This window comes from Aminobacter sp. BA135 (assembly GCF_050859125.1).
In the GTDB taxonomy this organism is placed as follows: domain Bacteria; phylum Pseudomonadota; class Alphaproteobacteria; order Rhizobiales; family Rhizobiaceae; genus Aminobacter; species Aminobacter ciceronei.
In genome coordinates, this window is the sequence record NZ_CP139572.1 from 225,058 (window position 1) to 244,663 (window position 19,606).

At 64.6% G+C, this 19,606-nt stretch carries 24 protein-coding genes; 12 read left to right on the forward strand and 12 right to left on the reverse strand.

The window, feature by feature from the left end; genetic code table 11:
• Window positions 1-69: 69 nt before the first annotated feature.
• The 4 genes from rpoN to lptC all read right to left on the reverse strand — a co-directional run bounded on the left by rpoN (window position 70) and on the right by lptC (window position 3,884).
• A complete protein-coding gene (gene rpoN / locus SLT36_RS01130; protein ID WP_432285406.1) occupies window positions 70-1,602 on the reverse strand; it encodes an RNA polymerase factor sigma-54 in 1,533 nt (510 codons plus the stop codon).
• Window positions 1,603-1,792: 190 nt separating this feature from the next.
• Window positions 1,793-2,614 (reverse strand): LPS export ABC transporter ATP-binding protein, encoded by an 822-nt coding sequence (lptB, locus tag SLT36_RS01135; RefSeq protein ID WP_192319076.1) that lies wholly within the window; start codon window positions 2,612-2,614, stop codon window positions 1,793-1,795.
• Complete coding sequence (locus SLT36_RS01140) at window positions 2,615-3,124, reverse strand: LptA/OstA family protein (RefSeq protein ID WP_172582912.1); 510 nt, start codon at window positions 3,122-3,124, stop codon at window positions 2,615-2,617. It lies immediately after the preceding gene.
• Between the two features lie 40 nt (window positions 3,125-3,164).
• A complete protein-coding gene (gene lptC, locus SLT36_RS01145) occupies window positions 3,165-3,884 on the reverse strand; it encodes an LPS export ABC transporter periplasmic protein LptC (RefSeq protein ID WP_432285408.1) in 720 nt (239 codons plus the stop codon).
• 267 nt (window positions 3,885-4,151) lie between these two features.
• On the opposite strand from lptC, the gene sppA reads away from it, so the two are divergent.
• The 4 genes from sppA to SLT36_RS01165 are packed head-to-tail and all read left to right on the forward strand — an operon-like array spanning window position 4,152 to window position 6,835.
• Window positions 4,152-5,126: a signal peptide peptidase SppA gene (sppA, locus tag SLT36_RS01150; protein WP_432285409.1), complete on the forward strand. Its 975-nt coding sequence runs from the start codon at window positions 4,152-4,154 to the stop codon at window positions 5,124-5,126.
• A 42-nt stretch (window positions 5,127-5,168) separates the two neighbouring features.
• Window positions 5,169-5,453 (forward strand): integration host factor subunit beta, encoded by a 285-nt coding sequence (locus SLT36_RS01155; protein ID WP_055981346.1) that lies wholly within the window; start codon window positions 5,169-5,171, stop codon window positions 5,451-5,453.
• 44 nt (window positions 5,454-5,497) lie between these two features.
• Entirely contained in the window at window positions 5,498-5,827 is a 330-nt protein-coding gene (locus SLT36_RS01160; protein WP_067954871.1) for a LapA family protein, read from the forward strand.
• Between the two features lie 36 nt (window positions 5,828-5,863).
• On the forward strand, window positions 5,864-6,835 hold the full coding sequence (locus tag SLT36_RS01165; protein ID WP_432285411.1) for an ornithine cyclodeaminase family protein: 972 nt from the start codon (window positions 5,864-5,866) through the stop codon (window positions 6,833-6,835).
• On the opposite strand, the gene SLT36_RS01170 is transcribed toward SLT36_RS01165, so the two are convergent.
• The 4 genes from SLT36_RS01170 to SLT36_RS01185 form a co-directional block, all read right to left on the reverse strand.
• Entirely contained in the window at window positions 6,819-7,064 is a 246-nt protein-coding gene (locus SLT36_RS01170; RefSeq protein WP_432285413.1) for a hypothetical protein, read from the reverse strand. The genes SLT36_RS01165 and SLT36_RS01170 overlap by 17 nt on opposite strands.
• Window positions 7,065-7,097: 33 nt before the next feature.
• The gene (locus SLT36_RS01175) at window positions 7,098-7,262 is read right to left on the reverse strand and encodes an EVE domain-containing protein (RefSeq protein WP_432285414.1); all 165 of its coding nucleotides are present in this window, start codon (window positions 7,260-7,262) and stop codon (window positions 7,098-7,100) included.
• A gap of 2 nt (window positions 7,263-7,264) precedes the next feature.
• Window positions 7,265-7,642, reverse strand: a complete 378-nt coding sequence (locus SLT36_RS01180; protein WP_432285416.1) for a VOC family protein — start codon at window positions 7,640-7,642, stop codon at window positions 7,265-7,267.
• 66 nt (window positions 7,643-7,708) lie between these two features.
• The gene (locus tag SLT36_RS01185; RefSeq protein ID WP_432285418.1) at window positions 7,709-8,401 is read right to left on the reverse strand and encodes a helix-turn-helix transcriptional regulator; all 693 of its coding nucleotides are present in this window, start codon (window positions 8,399-8,401) and stop codon (window positions 7,709-7,711) included.
• 142 nt (window positions 8,402-8,543) lie between these two features.
• On the opposite strand from SLT36_RS01185, the gene SLT36_RS01190 reads away from it, so the two are divergent.
• The 8 genes from SLT36_RS01190 (at window position 8,544) to SLT36_RS01225 (ending at window position 16,404) form a co-directional block, all read left to right on the forward strand.
• A complete protein-coding gene (locus SLT36_RS01190) occupies window positions 8,544-9,653 on the forward strand; it encodes a class I SAM-dependent methyltransferase (protein WP_432285420.1) in 1,110 nt (369 codons plus the stop codon).
• Complete coding sequence (locus tag SLT36_RS01195) at window positions 9,650-10,486, forward strand: TrmH family RNA methyltransferase (RefSeq protein ID WP_432285422.1); 837 nt, start codon at window positions 9,650-9,652, stop codon at window positions 10,484-10,486. The genes SLT36_RS01190 and SLT36_RS01195 overlap by 4 nt, the downstream gene beginning before the upstream one ends.
• A gap of 117 nt (window positions 10,487-10,603) precedes the next feature.
• The gene (lspA, locus tag SLT36_RS01200) at window positions 10,604-11,095 is read left to right on the forward strand and encodes a signal peptidase II (protein ID WP_432285424.1); all 492 of its coding nucleotides are present in this window, start codon (window positions 10,604-10,606) and stop codon (window positions 11,093-11,095) included.
• A gap of 318 nt (window positions 11,096-11,413) precedes the next feature.
• A complete protein-coding gene (locus SLT36_RS01205) occupies window positions 11,414-12,121 on the forward strand; it encodes an SH3 domain-containing protein (protein ID WP_432285426.1) in 708 nt (235 codons plus the stop codon).
• A 101-nt stretch (window positions 12,122-12,222) separates the two neighbouring features.
• Complete coding sequence (locus tag SLT36_RS01210; protein ID WP_432285428.1) at window positions 12,223-14,514, forward strand: ATP-binding protein; 2,292 nt, start codon at window positions 12,223-12,225, stop codon at window positions 14,512-14,514.
• 201 nt (window positions 14,515-14,715) lie between these two features.
• Window positions 14,716-15,546 carry a GNAT family N-acetyltransferase gene (locus SLT36_RS01215; RefSeq protein ID WP_246787043.1) on the forward strand — a complete coding sequence of 277 codons (831 nt, stop codon included), beginning with the start codon at window positions 14,716-14,718 and terminating at the stop codon, window positions 15,544-15,546.
• Between the two features lie 4 nt (window positions 15,547-15,550).
• The gene (locus SLT36_RS01220) at window positions 15,551-15,904 is read left to right on the forward strand and encodes an MmcQ/YjbR family DNA-binding protein (RefSeq protein ID WP_432285429.1); all 354 of its coding nucleotides are present in this window, start codon (window positions 15,551-15,553) and stop codon (window positions 15,902-15,904) included.
• A 20-nt stretch (window positions 15,905-15,924) separates the two neighbouring features.
• A complete protein-coding gene (locus tag SLT36_RS01225; protein ID WP_432285431.1) occupies window positions 15,925-16,404 on the forward strand; it encodes an SRPBCC family protein in 480 nt (159 codons plus the stop codon).
• Window positions 16,405-16,430: 26 nt separating this feature from the next.
• Here SLT36_RS01225 and SLT36_RS01230 read toward each other — a convergent pair whose 3' ends face one another.
• The 4 genes from SLT36_RS01230 to grpE all read right to left on the reverse strand — a co-directional run bounded on the left by SLT36_RS01230 (window position 16,431) and on the right by grpE (window position 19,592).
• Window positions 16,431-16,625, reverse strand: coding sequence for a hypothetical protein (locus SLT36_RS01230; RefSeq protein WP_432285432.1), 195 nt, complete (start codon window positions 16,623-16,625; stop codon window positions 16,431-16,433).
• A 161-nt stretch (window positions 16,626-16,786) separates the two neighbouring features.
• Window positions 16,787-18,139, reverse strand: a complete 1,353-nt coding sequence (locus SLT36_RS01235; RefSeq protein WP_432285433.1) for an NAD(P)/FAD-dependent oxidoreductase — start codon at window positions 18,137-18,139, stop codon at window positions 16,787-16,789.
• A 69-nt stretch (window positions 18,140-18,208) separates the two neighbouring features.
• Window positions 18,209-18,841 (reverse strand): trimeric intracellular cation channel family protein, encoded by a 633-nt coding sequence (locus SLT36_RS01240; protein ID WP_432285434.1) that lies wholly within the window; start codon window positions 18,839-18,841, stop codon window positions 18,209-18,211.
• A 118-nt stretch (window positions 18,842-18,959) separates the two neighbouring features.
• Window positions 18,960-19,592 carry a nucleotide exchange factor GrpE gene (gene grpE, locus SLT36_RS01245; protein ID WP_432285436.1) on the reverse strand — a complete coding sequence of 211 codons (633 nt, stop codon included), beginning with the start codon at window positions 19,590-19,592 and terminating at the stop codon, window positions 18,960-18,962.
• Window positions 19,593-19,606: the final 14 nt, after the last annotated feature.

Genomic DNA, 19,606 nt, shown 5'->3' on the forward strand with positions numbered 1-19,606 from the left:
GGCTTCTAGACACTTCATTAGGGATTGTCAATCAAGCGCGGGAGAGGCCTGAATTCCGCGCCTTTCGGCCTAGCCGGCGGCACCTGCCAGCGCGCGTTTTTCACGCCTGCGCTGCACCGACGAGGCGATGTTCATGCCTTCCCGGTACTTGGCGACCGTACGTCGGGCGATGTCGACGCCACTTTTCCTGAGGATATCCACAATGGCATCGTCGGACAGCACGTCGGAGGCCTGCTCTTCCTCGATCATCTGGCGAATACGGTCGCGCACCGCCTCCGACGAATGCGCGTCGCCACCTTCCGCCGAGGCGATCGAGGCGGTGAAGAAGTAGCGCAGCTCGAACACGCCACGCGTCGTCAGCATGTACTTGTTGGCTGTGACGCGGCTGACGGTCGATTCGTGCATGCCGATGGCATCGGCCACGGTGCGCAGGTTGAGCGGCCTGAGATGGCGCACGCCGTGGACCAGGAAGGCATCCTGCTGGCGCACGATCTCCGAGGCGACCTTGAGAATGGTCTTGGCGCGCTGGTCGAGGCTACGGGTCAGCCAGTTGGCGTTCTGCAGGCACTCGCTGAGGAAGTTGCGTTCAGCCGCGTCCTTGGTGCGACCGGTGACCTGGGCGAAATACACCTGGTCGACCAGCACGCGTGGCAGGGTGTCGGGATTGAGCTCAACCGCCCAGCTGCCGTCGGCGGCCTGGCGCACCTCGACGTCGGGCACGATGGTATCGGCTGAGCCGCCGACAAAGGCTCCGCCGGGCCTGGGATCGAGCGCGCGGATCTCAGCCAGCATGGCGAGCAGATCCTCCTCGTCGACGCCGCAGATGCGCTTCAGGCTCTGGAAGTCGCGTTTTGCGAGAAGGTCGAGATTGTCGATCAACGCTGCCATCGCCGGATCGAGCCGGTCGCGGCGGATGAGCTGGATGCGCAGGCATTCTGCCAGGTCGCCGGCAAACAGGCCGGCCGGATCGAAAGCCTGGCAATCGGCAAGGACCCTCAGCACGAAGGCCTCGTCGACACCGAAGCGCGCCGCGATCTCGTCGACTTCGCCGCGGAAATAGCCCGCTTCGTCGAGCCAATCGCTCAATTCGGAGGCAACGAGCCGCTCCACCGGGTCGGTGAAGGCGAAGGATATCTGCTCACCGACATGGTCGCGCAAGGTGACGGCGGCCGCCGCCATGTCCTCCATGTCGAAGCCTTCGGAGCCGCCGCCGGAACCGGAGCCGGAAGACGCCGACTTCCACTGCATGGCAAGGTCGGGTCCCATGCGCTCGACGGCACCAGGGTCATCGGGGAACAGGTTTTCGAGCGAGGTGTCGAGTTTTTCGGAGATCGCCTCGGAACTCCAGCCGGCCTCGCCTTCGAACCAGTCCTCGCCGGCCGCGCTGGCCTCGCCCTGGGTCTCGATTTTGGGGAACTGGTCAGCCGGCGCGTCGTCAGGCACTTCTGCCCGTTCGAGCAGCGGATTGCGCTCGATCTCGTCGTCGATGAAACGTTCAAGCTCGGTATGGGTGAACTGCAGCAGCCTGATCGACTGCATCAGCTGTGGAGTCATCACCAGCGATTGGGACTGCCGTAGCTGTAGTTTCGCCGACAGCGCCATTGCTCGAAGTGGTCCGATCCCGATCCTGCGCAGCCGAAAACCGGCGCGCTCGCCAGTCGCGATAAAACTGGCCCGGCTTTTGCATGTCAAGCAGATTGGCTATTGGCCAGCACCATTGCCGGCACATTGCCCGGCAATGGTGAAGGAAGGCTGCGCATTTCGCCGGCACGTTGCGCGCTGGCGGGCAGCCCTAGAGGGTGAAGCCCTCGCCGAGATAGAGACGGCGGACGTCGGGATTGGCGACGACCTCGTCGGCGCGGCCATGGGTCAGCACCTCGCCGGCATGGATGATGTAGGCACGGTCGATCAGGCCCAGCGTCTCGCGGACGTTGTGGTCGGTGATCAGAACGCCGATGCCGCGCTTGGTCAGGTGTCGGACGAGCTGCTGGATGTCGGCGACGGCGATCGGGTCGATACCGGCGAAAGGCTCGTCGAGCAGCATGTAGTTGGGCCGGCTCGCCAAGGCGCGCGCGATCTCGAGGCGGCGCCGCTCGCCGCCCGACAAGGCGATCGCCGGCGACTTCCGGAGATGGCTGATGTGGAACTCCTCGAGCAGCGCATCGAGCGACTTCTCGCGCTCCTTGCGGCTCTTCTCCACCACTTCGAGAATGGCGCGGATGTTGTTTTCGACCGACAGGCCACGGAAGATCGAGGCTTCCTGCGGCAGGTAGCCGATGCCGAGACGGGCACGGCGGTACATCGGCATGGCCGTGACGTCGAAGCCGTCGATCTCGATCGTGCCCTGGTCGACTGGAACGAGCCCCGTAACCATGTAGAAGCAGGTCGTCTTGCCGGCGCCGTTGGGGCCGAGCAGGCCGACGGCCTCGCCGGCGCGGACGCCGAGCGTCACGCCCGAAACCACCTGCCGGCCCTTGTAGGCTTTGGTCAGCCCCTTGGCGATCAGCGTGCCCTTGAACTTACCGTTCTTGGCACTGCCTGTTGTCGCGGGCGCGGCAAGTTTTTGCGCCGAGCCAGGCTTCAGACGCGACAACAGCGAGGATGCCTCAGTCATTTATTTCTTCTGCGACCCCGGTGTGATCGACATCATGACGCGACCATTGCCCTTGGTGCCCTTGTTGCAGCCGTCGACCTGGGCAAGCCCGGTCTTCATCTGCACGGTGAGCTTGCAGCCGACCAGCACGTTGTCGCCTTCGGACAGCACGACTTCCTTGCCGGACATCACCAGCACCTCGGTCTTCATGTCGAAGGTGCCGCGGTCGCCGGTGGCCACCTGCTTGTCGGACTTCACATAGACCTTGTCGTCGACTTCAAGCCTGTCGATGTTGGCCGAGCCGGTGGCGGCCGAGCCGCCATCCTTGGCGTAATAGACGGTCATCTTGCCCGACTTCATGACAGTCGGGCCCTGGGTGACGCTGACATTGCCGGTGAAGATCGCGAGATTCTCCGATTCGCGGACCTCGAGCTTGTCGCTCTCGATCTGGATCGGCTGGTCGCCCGAGAGCTTGAGACCAGAAAGCCTGCTCTGGCTATCCTGCGCAAAAGCGCCGGCGGTGCACAGCATCACGCCCGCGCATGTTAACGCGGCCAATGACCGCCAAGACCTAATTTGCCGCACTCCCGCCTCCGCTGCCATTCTGCGCCGCCTTCATTCGCGCGGGATCGATGTCCACGCGTACCTTTTTCTCGAACACGACAACCTTGCCGTTTTCGAGCATGGACATCGAATCGGACGTGATCTTTGAACCGTCAAGGCTTATTTCAACCGGTTCGTCAGACTTCATCGCGCCACTGCCCATGTCGAGATACGCCGATTTGAGCTTGGCGACCATACCGTCGCTGGTCTTTACGATTACTTGCTCGGTCAGATTGAGCGTATTGCCCTCGCGATCGTAGACGCCGCGCGTCGCATCGACCTGGGCGACGTTCTCGGCCGAGATCGGCAGCTTGGCATCGATGCCGAGCAATTCGACGACGCCCTGGTTGGCCGGATCCTGCACGGCACGGTCGGCGGTCATCGAATAAGGCAGGTTGTCGCGGGTGAATCCGCTGAGTTGGGGCTTGGCCATCACCAGCTTGCCTTCGGAGAAGGCGGCACCTTCCGCCTTGACCTTCAGCGACGGCGGTGCGGCAAGGTAGGTGTAGCCGCCGAACAGTGCCGCCAGCGTGAGCGCCGCCAACGGCAAAGCGCGCTTGAGGAAACGGACGCGGCGCGAATGACGCGCTGCGAGGTCGAAAGCATCGGCGCGCGAAGTCGCAAGCGCAATTGCGGTGTCAGTCGCGACGCCGCCTCCGCCGCCACTCGTCTCGATTGGTCGCGCCAACTGCAATGTCCTTCTTCAAACTGTCCAAGCCGCCCTTCAGGCCCGCACGGTGAAGCGGATGAAAGCCACGAAAATATGACCATAAGGTCAAAGAGTTGCGACCGAACGCACTGCTGCCCCGCGTCCGGCTGCCTGGATGCAAACCCCAATATGGCTATTTAGCTTACAAATCCCAACTCCCGCAACGTCAGCTGCGGCAGGAAAGCTGTGGCTCTCGCCAAAGCGTTGCTTTAAAAGCGCTAGCCTGCACAGCATGCGAGGCACGCCATGTCCATGAAAGCCGACGATCTGATCGACCGACGCCGCTTGCGACGCAAGCTGACCTTTTGGCGGGTCGCAGCGTTTCTCATCGCAGCCTTCGCCGTCGTCGGCATGTCGACATGGCTGGCCGGCGAGCGCATTCCGGGCGTGACCGCCAGCCATATCGCCAAGATCCGCATCGAAGGCACGATCACCGAGGACGAGGACCTGCTGCGCCGCCTCGACGAGGTCCGCAAGTCGGCCTCCGTCAAGGGCGTGATCCTGTCGATCGATTCGCCCGGCGGCACCACCGCCGGCGGCGAGGCGATCTACGACGCCGTGCGCAAGATCGCGGCAGAAAAGCCTGTCGTTGCCCAGGTCGGCACGCTTGCCGCATCCGCCGGCTACATGATCGCCTCGGCATCGGACCATATCGTGGCGCGCAAATCGTCCATCGTCGGCTCGATCGGCGTCCTTGTGCAGTTTCCCGACCTGACCGGGCTGATGGACAAGCTTGGCGTCAAGCTCGAGGAGATCAAGTCGTCGCCGCTGAAGGCGGAGCCCAATCCATTCAACCCGACGACCGACGAAGAGCGCGCCATGATGCGCAACATGATCCTCGACAGCTACGACTGGTTCGTCGGTATCGTCGCTGAACGCCGCTCGATGTCGAAGGCCGAGGCCACCGCCCTTGCCGACGGCTCGGTATGGACCGGACGCCAGGCACTCGCCAACAAGCTTATCGACGAGGTCGGCGGCGAGGACCAGGCGATCGCCTGGCTCGGCACCAAGGGCGTCGACGCCAAGCTCGAGGTCATCGAATGGAAGCCGGCCCGCACCGGCAGCTTCCTCCTGCCAAGCTCGATTGCCCAGGCCCTTGGCCACGCACTCGGCATGGGCGACGTCTCGTCGGAATTGCTCAAGGAAATCGGCGCCGACCGCTTGTTCCTTGACGGTATGCTGTCGCTCTGGCAGGCTGAAAAAGCTGTCTCAGGCGGCTGAAAAACAAATAAAATCATCACCATCTCGACGGGGACCGAGCACATGATCAAGTCTGAACTGGTGCAAATCATTGCCACACGCAATCCGCATCTGTTCTTGCGGGATGTCGAGAACATCGTCAGCGCCATTTTCGACGAAATCACCGATGCCCTTGCCGACGGAAACCGCGTCGAGCTGCGCGGATTCGGCGCTTTTTCGGTCAAGAACCGCCCTGCCCGCACCGGCCGCAACCCGCGCACCGGCGAATCCGTCGAGGTTGAGGAAAAGTGGGTGCCCTTCTTCAAGACCGGCAAGGAGCTGCGCGAGCGGCTGAACTCGGCCAAATAGACCGCCAGGCGGCTGCGGCGGCGGGGCTTTAAACGGGAAAATACATGTTCAACCGCTTCATGCTCATCGTTGTCTTCGTGCCGGTGGCGATCGTGCTGATCGCGCTTGCCGTGGCCAATCGCGCACCGACTGCGTTCACGCTCGACCCATTCAATCCAGGCAATCCGGCGTTGACCATCCAGGCACCGTTGTTCGTGCTGCTGTTCGTTGCACTGGCGCTCGGGGTGATTCTCGGCGGTGCCGTGACCTGGTTCAAGCAGGGCCGCTTTCGCAAGATCGCTCGCCAGCGCGGCCTCGAGGCCGAAAGCCTTCGCCAGGCAGCCGCCCAGCGGCCGCCGGTTGCCCAGGGCCCGGCCCTGCCGCGCCCCAACTGATCCGCTTGGGCGCGACCACCTTTCAGGGAGAACTTCATGCTGCACTTTTCGGCCGATGACATCGACCGCGCCTTGACCTTTCCGGGATTGGTCGAGACTTTGCGTACGGCCTTTCGCGAGGGTGCGGTGCAGCCCGTGCGCCATCACCACACTGTGGAGCGCGCCAAGGGCACCGATTCGACCTTGCTGCTGATGCCGGCCTGGACTGACTTCAAGGCCGCGGGTGCGGGGGCCGACGGGCATATCGGCGTCAAGATCGTCACGGTCTCGCCCGACAACAACGACATCGCCAAGCCGGCAGTCGTCGGGCTCTACCTGCTGCTCGATGGGATCACCGGCGAGCCGCAGGCGCTTATGGACGGCCCGCGCCTGACCCAATGGCGCACCGCCTGCGCTTCGGCACTCGCCGCGTCCTACTTGGCGCGCGAGGACGCCTCGAAGCTGCTGGTCATCGGTGCCGGCGCCCAGTGCAGGTTCCTGGCACGGGCACATGCAGCGGTGCGGCCGATCAAAGAGATTCGCGTCTGGAACCGGACGCTGGCCAACGCCCAAACGCTTGCTGCCTCGCTGCGCGACGAGGGTTTTGAGGCGACTGCCGTCTCCGACCTCGATGCTGAACTCGGCTGGGCCGACATCATCACCGCCGGCACGATCTCGACCACGCCGCTGGTCAAGGGTGCCAGGCTCGCGCCCGGCGCCCATGTCGATCTCGTCGGCGGTTTCACGCCCGGCATGCGTGAGGCCGATGACGACGCGATCGCCAAGGCGCGTGTCTATGTCGACACCCGCGCCGGCGCCACCAAGGAAGCCGGCGACATCGTCCAGCCGATCGCAGCAGGCGTGCTTACGGCCGACGCCATCGTCGCCGACCTGCATGAACTCGCCCGCGACCAGAAGCCCGCCCGCCAGTCGGCGGACGAGATCACCCTGTTCAAATCGGTCGGTGCCGCTCTGGAAGATCTCGCCGCCGGCATCGCCGTTTACAAGTCGCTCAAGCCGAAGGCCTGAGCTCCACTTCGTGTGCCTCCATGGCTTCCGCAATCAGGCGGAAGTCGTGCGCGGACAGCGGGCAGAGACCGAAACGCAGCTGGTAGCCCCAATTGGGCATGGCGGTGAAGTCGAGTTGGCCGGCAAGCGCCGCTACCGGTACCTCCCGTGCCGCCGCCCAATCAACATCCTTGCGGGAAGGCGCGAAGCCGCCGCCCATGTCGAACCGATAGGCGTCGCCCGCCCGCACCCAACCAATTGCGGTGAAGGATTTCAGCCAGTCCTAACCGCCCATGACGTTCGCCGGCGAATAATAGACCACCCCGTCTCCGGCACCGATCCGGCGCAGTGGGCCTGCCTTGCCATGGCAGACCTGCATGAAGCCGCTGGCCCTGCCGATACGCACATGCTCGGCCGAGGCGACGGCCAGCCAATTGCCCGTGCCCATAGCTACACCGCCGCTTCGTCGAGGCAGTAGACGCGCAAGCGATGATTGTCAGGGTCGAGCGCGACGAAGGTGCGGCCGAAATCCATGTCGGTTGGCGCCTGCAGGATGTTGAGTCCACGCCCCGCCCAGTCTGAATGGGTCGCGTCAACCGCCCCGGGCGATTCCACGGCAAGCACCAGTTCCGCTCCGCCACCCGCTGCGGACGCCGCCGGCAGGGCGGCGTGGCGCGACCACAAGCCGAGCTTGAAACCGTTGTCGAGCACGAACATGACAAAGGTCGGTGACGTCTCCACCGGCTGGCGGCCGAGCAGCTTGGCATAGAAGGCACCGCTGGCTTCCGGCTTGTCGACGTAAAGAATGATGAAGTTGGGGCTGCGCATCGCTGTTCTCCTTGTTGGATGTGGAGAACCCTAGCCAGCACCACTGTCAGATTCTGGCAGTGGCGTTCAAAGCTTCCTTGTTGTGTCGAGCGTCGCCCGCCATTCCTTCAGCATGGCGGCGCGGCGGCGCGGGTAGCGAGCGTCGGTCGCGGCGAGTTCCGAAATGCGGTCGGCGCGAAAGTGGCGAAAATCCTGGCGCATCTCGCACCACGCCACCATGACGCGGACCTTGTCGAAGAAGCCGAGCGCAAAGGGCCAGACGATGCGCCGCGAGCCGGTGCCCGAAGCGTCCTGATAGGTCATCTCCAGCTTGCGCTCGGCGCGGATCGCCCGGCGGATGATGCCGAGATCAGCGCCCTCGCGTGTCGCCTCGGCGCTCGGGCCAACCAGAAGGGCCGTGGCGTCGAGCTCCTCGCGCAAATCGTCGGGCAGCACGGCAGCGATCTTGGCGAGCGCATCGGTGGCGGCCGCAGACAGCCTTGTGTCCGGCTGCTTCGCCACCCAGCGCGAGCCGAGCACGATCGCCTCGATCTCCTCGTCGGTGAACATCAGCGGCGGCAGCATGAAGCCGGGCTTCAGCACATACCCCAGTCCCGGTTCGCCCTCGATCGGCGCCCCCTGGCCCTGCAGGGTAGCGATGTCGCGGTAGAGCGTGCGGATCGACACGTCCAGCTCGCCGGCAAGCGTCAAGCCGCTCACCGGCCGGCGGTGGCGGCGCAGGATCTGGATGAGGTCGAGCAGGCGTTCGGAGCGCGACATGATTCTCGGGCGGCTTTGACAGCACGATAGAGCGCAGACGGCGGCGCCGGAAGGCGGCTGCGAGACGCCCGCGACCGCCCGTCCGGTTGCGGTGTACCGTGGCCTGTGTCAAAAGCGGCCAACCATCCGGAGACGCCGTTCCTTGAAGCATCCGCGCGACAAACGCCGCGACAGCCGCCCGCAGCCGCCCCGCAAGGGCGGCGCTGCCCCCGCACAGATGCGCGACCGCACCGCGCGGCAGCCAGAGCGCAAGCCGGAGCAACGCGCAACCCTGAGCCAGGACCATCAGGCAGAACCGAAGCATCAAGCCGAGCTAAAATCGGAACCGCGCAAGCTTGCGCGCCGCGAAGGCGCACTGCCGGCCGAACGCCTGCCGCTGATCCTCGAGGTTGCGCCGAACGATGACTACGCGCTGCTCGACAGCGGCAACGGCCAGAAGCTCGAACAATACGGCCCCTACCGCATCGTCCGCCCCGAGGGACAGGCGATCTGGCAGCGCGCGCTGCCGGCGAAGGACTGGGACCGCGCCGACGCCGTCTTCACCGGCGACACTGACGAAGAAGGCATGGGCCGCTGGCGCTTTCCGAAGGCGCCGCTCGGCGAAACATGGCCGATGCGTCATGACGGCCTGTCCTACCAGGGCCGTTTCACCTCGTTCCGCCATGTCGGCGTCTTTCCCGAACAGGCGACGCACTGGGACCACATGGCCCGGTTGATCGAAGACGCCAAACGCCCGGTCAAGGTGCTCAATTTGTTCGGCTACACCGGCCTTGCCTCGCTGGTCGCGGCGCGTGCCGGCGCCGAAGTGACCCATGTCGACGCCTCGAAGAAGGCCATCGGCTGGGCCCGCGAGAACCAGGAAATGGCAGGCCTTTCCAGCAAGCCGATCCGCTGGATCTGCGAGGATGCGATGAAGTTCGTCGAGCGCGAGGAGCGCCGCGGCAGCCGCTACGACATCATACTGTTCGATCCGCCGGCCTATGGCCGCGGTCCCAAGGGTGAGGTGTGGCAGCTGTTCGAGAGCCTGCCGGCGATGACCGACATCTGCCGCTCGATCCTGACGCCGAAGCCGCTGGCGGTGGTGCTTACCGCCTATTCGATCCGCGCCTCGTTCTTCGCCATCCATGCCCTGATGCGCGATACCTTCGCCGGCATGGGCGGCACCATCGAATCGGGCGAGCTCGTCATCCGCGAGAAGTCGGCAGGACGGGCGCTTTCGACATCGCTGTTCTCACGCTGGGTGGCCAAATGAGCGAACACCGCACCGGAGCCCCTGGCCGCGTCAAGGAAGTGACCAGCCTGGCCAACCCGCTGGTCAAGGACATCAAGGCGCTCTCGCTGAAGAAATTCCGCGACCAGCAGAACGCCTTTTTGGCCGAAGGCCTGAAGCTGGTGATCGACGCGCTCGACCTCGGATGGACGATCAAGACTTTGATCTTCGCCAAGTCGGCGCTCGGCAACCAGGCAGTCGAAAAGATCGCCGCGCGCACCGTGGCTCTGGGCGGCGACGTGCTCGAAGTCTCGGAAAAAGTGCTGACGGCGATCACCCGCCGCGACAATCCGCAAGCGGTTGTCGGCGTGTTCAGCCAGCGTTTCGTGCCGCTCAAGGACATCAGGCCGAAAGGCAACGACGTCTGGGTGGCGCTCGACCGGGTGCGCGATCCCGGCAATCTCGGCACCGTCATCCGCACCGCCGATGCGGTTGGCGCCAAGGGCGTCATCCTGGTCGGCGACACCACCGACCCTTTCTCGCTCGAAACCGTGCGCGCGACAATGGGCTCGATCTTCGCCGTGCCTGTTGCCAAGACGCATCCGGATGCCTTCCTCGAATGGCGCAAGAACTTCCCCGGCACCGTCGCCGGCACGCATCTCAAGGGCGCCGTCGATTACCGGTCCGTCGATTTTGGCAACCGCCCGGTGCTGTTGATGATGGGCAACGAGCAGCAGGGCCTTCCCGACAATCTCGCCGATGCCTGCGACAAGCTTTTGCGCATCCCGCAGGCGGGCCGCGCCGATTCGCTCAATCTGGCTGTCGCTACCGGCGTCATGCTGTTCGAAATCCGGCGCGGCGCGCTGAAGCTTTAGTGCATGATCCTTTCCAAAAATCATTTTCGTTTTTTGGAAAGGATCATGCACGAAACAAAACTGTTACGGCGTCCCATGCGTACCCAGGAGGGCACGCGGCGCTGAAGGAGGCCGCTGTTGAAGCCAGTTGCAGTCTACGGGATCGTCGCAGCTCTCGCCGTGGCACTCGACCAATGGATCAAGGTGCTCGTCGAGGCCAATCTCGTCATGCACGACAAGGTCGACCTGCTGCCGTTCCTGGCGCTCTATCGCACCTACAACACCGGCATCGCGTTCTCGATGTTCTCCAATGTCGGCGACACCGGCCTGATCGTGCTGACGACTGTCGTCGTCGCCTTCGTCACCTTCCTCGCCATCAAGACCACGCCGGCGCAGGTGATCTCGCGCTTCGGCTTTGCGCTGATCGTCGGCGGCGCACTGGGAAACCTCATCGACCGCACCGTCTACGGCCACGTCATCGACTACATATTGTTCCACACGCCGGTGTGGTCTTTTGCCATCTTCAACCTGGCGGATGTGTTCATTTCGGTGGGTGCAGCGCTGGTGGTGCTGGATGAATTCATCGCCTGGCGGCGCGGCCGCAGCGAACCCAAGGCGGCCGACAAATAGGTCGATCAAGTCACAATACAATATGTGACAGAGCCGTGAGGTCATCCGCAGCTTACCCACAGACTTGACTAAGCGGTTAAGATTTTTTTCACTAAGGTCGCAATCGGGTCCAAGGTCTGCCACAATCGCTCATCATGGTGCGTTTGGTGGACGGGCCGAAAGGTACCGACTGAACTGTCTGGCGGCTACGCGGCGTAGATTTGCGGGTCAAAACGACAGGTGGGGGAGCTCGCTATTCCGAGCGCTTGGGGCCTGAGTGGAGAGTTGCTAGTGAAAATGCCCTTCGGGTTGGGCGCAGCCAATCAGCCGCGCTCCGCGATGATGTTTATGAAAGCCGAGCCGGCTTCCTGGCGCGAGAACGCGCCGAACCGCGGCCTGGTTTGCGGTGTATTGGCAATGACCGCCCTGATGAGCGTCACCGCCGTCTCCGCCCTCTTCATCGTGCCTCATATGGGCCAGAACTCGGCCGACACCGTGCAGGAAGCCAGGCAGGTCGAGACCGAGCCATCCAAGGAAAAGATCACCACCATCATCGCCGAGCCAACCGGCCGCAAGAGCCGCGTCGCTTCCGCTGCCAGCTCGATCATCGTTTCGGATGCTGCCGCCGAGGAAGCCTCCGACATGCCCTTGGCCGCCGACCCGCGATGGGCGCAGGTGGTCAAGGCGGGCGCAACCCAACCGCTCGAAGCCATGCCGGCCATTCCCGGCGCCGAAAAGGTTATCGCCAAGGACCCGACCGAGACGGCGGCACTGGCGCTGACCGACACCAACGCCAAGACCGATCCGGCCGAAACCGCAGCAGTCAAGGCGATCGAAGCCGAAGCGAAGCCTGCCGAGGCCAGCGAGGGCGGCAAGGCTGCCGTCATCAAGCGCTCGGTCAACATGCGCGCCAAACCGCAAAAAGGCGGCGCGGTGCTTGGCGTCATTCCGGCAAAGACCTCAGTCGAACTGGTTTCCTGCACCCAATGGTGCGAAATCGTTTTCAACGGCAAGCGCGGCTACGTTTACAAGAGCTACGTCCAGTAATCGCAGTATTTCCCGGCCGTCCTATTGCTAAAGAGCACGACCGCTAAAATTCGATCTATCTGCCAAAATCTTCCCTAAGCTCTCGGTGCTAGGCTTCCGCCATGATGACGGAATCTGGCACGACGGGAGAAAAGACGACGCAAGGTGCGGCCATCGCCGACACCGACGCCCAGTCGCACCGCCGTATCATCACGCCGCCACCGCTTGCCCCGGCTTTGCCGAAGGAACCGCCGCGCGGCCTCTATTTCGCGATCATCGTCGCGGTGCTGGTGCTGTCGGGCCTCGCGCATCTGACCGGCGCGCCTGTTTTCATCAGCGCCAGCCTGTTTGCCATCGGCCTCGCCGGCATGGTGCTGTTGTCGCGCAGCCTGGGCGAGCGCGCACGGGCCGCGGAAGAGATCACCGAGAACGCTTCGCGCAACCGAGCCGAGATCGAGACCCTCGCCGACCGGATGTGGGAGCTGCAGGAAAGCGAAGAGCGCTTCCGCGGCCTCATCGACGCGCTTGGCGATCTTGTCGTCCATCGCGACCGCGACGGTCGCATCGTCTATGCCAACAAGGTGTTCGCAGGACTCATCGGCCAGGACCCGCGCGATCTCGCCGGCCGCACACTTGCCGAACTCGGCGTCGATGTCGGCGTGGTGCCGGACGCCGCCTTCTCAGACGGCGAATGCCTGAGCTCTACCGATGTCGGCATCCGCTCCAACGGCGTCGTGCGCTGGTTCTCGTGGATCGAGCTTTCGGTGCGCGACAAGGCCAGCAACGCAGTGTCGCACCGGGCCATCGCCCGCGACATCACCGCCCGCAAGCGCGCCGAAGCCGCCCTTATCGGCGCCCGCGAGCGCGCCGAATATGCCAGCCAGGCGAAGTCGCGCTTCCTGGCAACCGTAAGCCACGAGATCCGCACGCCGATGAACGGTATCATGGGCATGGCCAAGCTTCTGCACGACACCGAACTGTCGCCCGAGCAGCGCACCTATGTCGGCGCCGTCTCGACCTCGGCCAGCGCGCTTCTGGCGCTGATCGAGGACCTGCTCGACTACTCCAAGATCGAGGCGGGCCGATTCGATCCCGAGCCGCAACCGATGTCGCCGCGCGAAATCGCCGACAATGTCATCGAGCTGCTGGCCGCGCGTGCCTTCGCCAAGGGCATCGGGCTCGGCTGCCATGTCGCGCCCAACGTGCCGCAGATGATCTCGGCCGACCCCGGCCGCGTTCGCCAGGTGCTGCTCAACCTGATCGGCAATGCCATCAAGTTCACCGACGCCGGCGGCGTCCGCCTCAGCGTCGCACGAACCGGCGACGATCATCCCGGCAACATTCGCTTCACCGTGAGCGATACCGGCCCGGGCCTGCGCGCCGAAGACGTCGAGCGCATCTTCGAGGAGTTCGAGCAGGCCGACGGAACCTCGACACGTTCACATGGGGGCGCCGGGCTCGGGCTCGCCATCTCCAGACGGCTGGTCACCGCCATGGGCGGCACGATCACCGTCACCAGCCAACCCGGCGAAGGCTCGGAATTCGCCTTCGAACTGCCGGCTTTTGGCGCAACCGATACGCCCCAGACCGATGCCGATGCCCTGGCCGGCCGATGTGCCGTCATCCTGTCAAAAAACACCACCGAGGCAGAAGCACTGGCCGAAACCATTCGTGCGCATGGCGGCCGCGCCGACGTTGCGGTGACGCCCGAACAGGCCGCCGCATTCGCCGAAGGCTGCAACGCGCTGCTGGTCGACGCCGCGCTCGAGGACAATGACGGCCGTCTGCTCAAGCAATTGCGCGAAACCGGTTTCTCCGCCAGCGAGGCGATCACGTTGATCGCGCCGACCGACCGCGGACTGCTCGGCGAACTGCGCGCCAGCGGTTATGCCACCTTCCTGGCCCGGCCGGTTCGCGGCGAGACGCTGCTGCGGATACTTCTGGCGAATCAGGGCGTGGTGCCGGGCAAGCCGCAGCTTGCCAGCCGTCGCGCTGCGGCCAAGCCCGCGAATCATTCGCAGCTTCGCGGCCTGTCGGTGCTGATCGCCGAGGACAACGACATCAATGCCATGCTCGCCCGCGCCGTGCTGGTGAAAGCAGGCCATCGCGTCGACGTCGTCAATAATGGCAAGGCCGCCGTCGAAGCGATGACGGGCGCCAGCCGCAAGCGGCGCTACGATGTCGTGCTGATGGACATGCATATGCCCGTGATGGACGGATTGGACGCGATTTCGGCCATTCGCAGGCATGAGGAGCAGCATGGCCTGGCTGCCGTGCCGATCATGGTGCTGTCCGCCGACAGCCAGGAAAAAACCCGCCACGCGGTGCTCGCCCATGGCGCCAGCGGCTTCGTCACCAAGCCGCTCGACCCCGATGTCCTGATCAATCTCGTCGAGCAGCGGGCCGCCGCCTGAACTAAATCACGGTGATTTTCCTAGCCGGCTACCCGACGTTGCTTGCCCGCCCAGACTTGCCGCGACAGGTTGATCACGATACTGTCACAATCCTGTAGCACCGACACCGTATCCCCGCGCCAGGAGGGATGGCTCGAAGGAGAATCACCCGTGCATACAGCCTTGCCGGACAGTGACACTCAGAAAGCCAACGGCGCCAAGGTGACAGTGCCTTCCAAACCTTTACTGCCAGGGACGCCGCTCGGACGGATCGGGACGCTTGAGGTTCGCCTCGCCCGGGACGAGGCGGAAATCGCCGCCGCCCAGGAAGTGCGTTACCGCGTATTCTTCGACGAACTCGGTGCCAGGAAGCAGGCGCTGCACTCGATCGAGCGGCGCGACGCCGACCGGTTCGACGACATTTGCGATCACCTGCTGGTCTTCGATACCTCGATCAATGGCCCCGAGCATCGCCGAATCGTCGGCACCTATCGCCTGCTGCGCCAGGAGCGCGCAACGGCGGCCGGCGGCTTCTACTCCGACGACGAGTTTGAGCTGAACAAGCTCATCGCCCGCCATCCCGGCCAGCGCTTCCTCGAACTCGGCCGTTCCTGCGTGCTGCCCGAATACCGCTCCAAGCGCACCATCGAGGCACTGTGGCAAGGCATCTGGGCCTATCTGAACCGCTACGACATCGACGTCATGACCGGTTGCGCATCGTTCCACGGCACTGTGCCTGCAGCGCATGCCGAGGCGCTGACCTATCTCGCCCATCACTGCCGCACCAGCGCAGACTGGGACGTGCGGGCAGTTGCCGGACGCTATTGCGCCATGGACCTGATGCCGATCGAAGCAGTCAACGCCAAGTCGGCGATCGCTGCGATGCCGCCGCTGATCAAGGGTTATCTGCGCGTTGGCGCCAAGATCGGCGACGGCTGCGTCATCGACCACGACTTCGGCACGACCGACGTCTTCATCGTCATGCCGGTCAAGGAAATCGGCGCCCGCTACATCAACTATTACGGCGGCGAAACCCAGCGCTTCGCCGCCTAGTGCGATGACCGACGATCTCCGGCCTGCCTTCGACAAGCTGCTGGCTGCGGCCGAAGGACTGGCTGAGGTGGTCGAAGGCACCTCCTACGGCACGCCGTCGCTTCTCGTCCGCAAGAAATTCCTCTGCCGTGTCAAGGATGCCGACACGGTGGCGGTGGTGTGCGCGCTCGAGGAAAAGGAGATGCTGATGGAGGCCGATCCGCATCTCTATTTCGAGACCGCCCACTACAAGGGCTGGCCGGTGTTCCTGGTGCGCATCCACGACATTCCAGCCGATCAGCTGAGGACAAGGCTCGAACACGCATGGTTGAGGCAGGCACCGAAGAGCCTGCTCAAGGCGCGGCAAGCAGCCGGCTGACGAACAGGGACGAGGCGCAGATGGCAGGCGCTGGTGAGCACGGACGGACGGACACGGGATCGCGCCTCATCAAGGCCGCGCCCGACATCATCTACCGGGCGCTGATCGAGCCGCAAGCCGTGGCGAGCTGGCGTCCGCCACAGGGCATGCGCGGCGAAGTCCTGGCCTTCGACGCGCGCGAGGGCGGCACCTTTCGCATGGCCTTCATCTATGAAGACGAGCATGGGCACGGCAAGGCCACCGACAATGCCGATGTCTTCGAGGGCCGGTTTGCCGAACTAGTGCCTGGCCGCCGCGTCATCGAGCTCGTCGAATTCGAATCGGACGACCCGTCCTTTGCCGGGACCATGCGGATCGTGACGACACTGGAACCGGTCGAAGGCGGCACACGGGTCACCGTCAGCTGCGAAAACGTGCCCCCGGGCATCAGCGAGGACGACCATCGCGAGGGCATCGCCTCGTCGCTTGAAAACCTCGCGGCCTTCGTCGAAGCGCGCTAAGGGCGCCAGTCGCGCGAGGCATCTGATCAGCCGCAGGTATCGGAAGCGAGATCGTTGACCCGCTGCTCCCTGACGGCGTCGGCGACGTTGGCCATCAGCGCCAGGCAGACCAGCATGCAGGTCCCGGCGACCAGCAGCCGCAACGGTTTTCTGAACTGCCTGCCGTTGAGCACCGCGCCCGCGCCATAGATCGCCAATCCGAGAACGCCGAAGAGCAGCACCGGGCAGGGCCGTCGCAGTCGATGCCGGCCCCGCCCCAAGCCGTATACTCGTTCGCTGGCATCAGCCCGAACAAGGCGATGGGCAGTGCGACGACAAGATAGCTATGAGGCGGCGCGGCTGGTTCTGCCCGGTCATGCCAGCGGCGCTCCGGCGAAGGCGCTCATTGAGGCGTGGGCGGCGCATGCATGGCGTCCGCCGCAGGGGACTGGTGCAACGCGTCGGCGGTTGCCAGCTCGTCGTCGGCGGCAACGCCGCTCGCGTCGATCTGCGCCTCGCCCTGGGTGATCAGCCGGGCGCCGCGCTGGTTGCGGGCGTGAATCCACAACCAGTTGATGGCGACGCTCAGCCGCGCCCGCGAGCCGATGAGGAAGTAGATATGGGCGATGCCCCACAACCACCACGCCAGCGCCCCTTTCAGCTTGATCCATCCGAAATCGATGACCGCGCGTCGCTTGCCGATCTGCGCCAGGCTACCCTGGTGGCGGTAGCGGAACGGCCGCGGCCCGGCGTCGCCGCGCAGCCGCGCCTTGATGCTGGAGGCCACGTGCTGGCCCTGCTGCTTGGCGGCGGGAGCGATGCCGGGCGCCGGCCTCCCGTCCGGCCCGTTCACCGTCACCGTGTCGCCGACGGCGAAGATCTCGCCGTGGCCGGGCACCGTCAGGTCGGGCATGACCTGGAGACGGCCGGCCCTGTCGGCCGGGGCACCGAGCCATTCGGCGGCGGGCGATGCGCGAACACCGGCGGCCCAGATGATGGTCTTCGTCGCCAGCCTGGTGTCGCCATAGGTGACGCTGTCGGCGTTGCAGTCGGAGACGGCGCGACCGAGTTCGACCTCGATGCCGAGCTTGCGCAGCGAGCGCAACGCATATTCGGAAAGGTCGTCGGGGAACCCGCCAAGGACCCGCGGACCGGCCTCGATCAGCACCACCCGCGCCTTGCCGGTGTCGATGTTGCGGAAATCGCGCGGCAGCGTGTCCCGCGCCAGTTCGGCGATCGTTCCGGCCATTTCCACCCCGGTGGGGCCGGCACCGACGATGACGAAGGTCAGCAGTGCCGCCTGCTTTTCCGGATCTGTCTCCCGTTCGGCGCGTTCGAACGCCACCAGGATGCGGCGGCGGATGGTCGTTGCGTCCTCGAGCGTCTTCAGGCCGAGCGCAAAGGGCTCCCACTCGTCGTGACCGAAATATGCGTGCCGCGCCCCTGTCGCCAGCACCAGGCTGTCATAGGGCACCGTCTCGCCACCTTCGAGCAGAACGTGGCGCCGTTCGGCATCAACGCCGGTGACGCTGGCCAGGATTGTTGTCACCTCCGGCCTGTTCCAGACCAGCGAACGGATCGGCCAGGCGATCTCGGAGGTGGCCAGTGAAGCCGTCGCTACCTGGTAGAGCAGAGGCTGGAACAGGTGATGGTTGCGCCGGTCGATGAAGGTGATGCTGACTGCTGCGCCTGCCAGCCCCTTGACGACCTCAAGCCCGCCGAAGCCGGCGCCCACGACCACCACGCGATGCTGCATCGAATCTGTCCTGTGCTTCGTCGGCACATAGTAGAACCGGCGCCGTGGACAGGTATAGAGCCAGCTTTCTCAGGGAATATCTTCCGGGCGGCGGCCGGGACGGCTGCGATAGGCGGGAAAGGTCCAGCCGAATCTCAGCGCACCGCCACGCACCATGAAGGCCGCGACGAAGGCAACGACGGTCGACAACTCAATCGGCAATTCCGCCAGTTCGGCAAGCGTGTAGATGGCGGCGCCCGTCATCGCCGCGGAAACATAGATCTCGGGCTTCAGCAGCACCGACGGCTCGCCCGCAAGCAGATCACGCAGGATGCCGCCGAACGTGGCTGTCAGCATGCCCATAATGATGGCGACGGTCGGCGACCCCGTGGCCTCCAGCCCCTTGGCCGCGCCGATGGCGGCATAGGCGGCCATGCCGAGCGCATCGAGCCAGAGCAGCAGCTTGTAGCGGGATTCGACAAGATGGGCGGTGAAGAAGACCAGCACCGCAACCGAAGCACAGACCAGCACATAGGCAGGATTGATCACCCAGAAAACCGGCAGGCCGAGGATGACGTCGCGAACGGTGCCTCCGCCGATGCCGGTAAAGCTCGCCAGGAACAGGAAGCCGATGACGTCGAGTTCCTTGCGCGAGGCGGCAAGCGCACCTGTGGCGGCAAACACCGCCACCCCGGCATAGTCGAGGTAGAGCAGAGGGTTCATGGAACGAGCGAATAGGGAGCGGTGAGTGGCGAATAGGAAAAGAACACAGCAGCCCCCGTTTTGGGGTCACTGTAGCGATGAATTCCCTATTCGCTACTCCCTATTCGCTATTCGCGTCTCAGGCGTCTTTTTCAGCCTGTTCGTTGACCGGGCCGGGCTCGGCCGGAGCATCGGCGACATGCTTGGGGCCGCCCTTGGCTATGCCGACCATGGCCGGGCGCAGAACGCGGTCGCCGATGGTGTAGCCGGATTGGGCGACATGCACGACGGTGTTGGCGGCGACGTCGGGGTTCGGCACTTCGAACATCGCCTGGTGAAAGTTCGGATCGAACTTCTCACCCAGAGGGTCGAGCTTGCGCACGCCGTGGCGCTCGAGCGCCGACAGCATCGACCGCTCGGTCACCTCGACGCCTTCGATCAGGCTGGCCAGGCCAGCACCGCCCGCAGTCTTCGCCTCGTCCGAAACCGCTTCGATGGCGCGGCGCAGGTTGTCGGACACCGACAGCATGTCGCGGGCGAAATTCGCGACCGAATAGGCACGAGCATCCTGCACGTCGCGCGCGGTACGGCGACGCAGGTTCTCCATCTCGGCAGCGGCGCGCAGGGCGCGGTCCTTCAGCTCTTCGTTTTCCTTCAGCAGCCGCACGAGGGCTTCATAATCACCTTCGACGCTGCCTTCGATCTTGTCGGCCTGGGCCTCGGCAGTCGCGGCTTCGTCGAGCACGCGTTCGTCTTTTGCCTGATCGCTCATCGCCATTTCCCGTT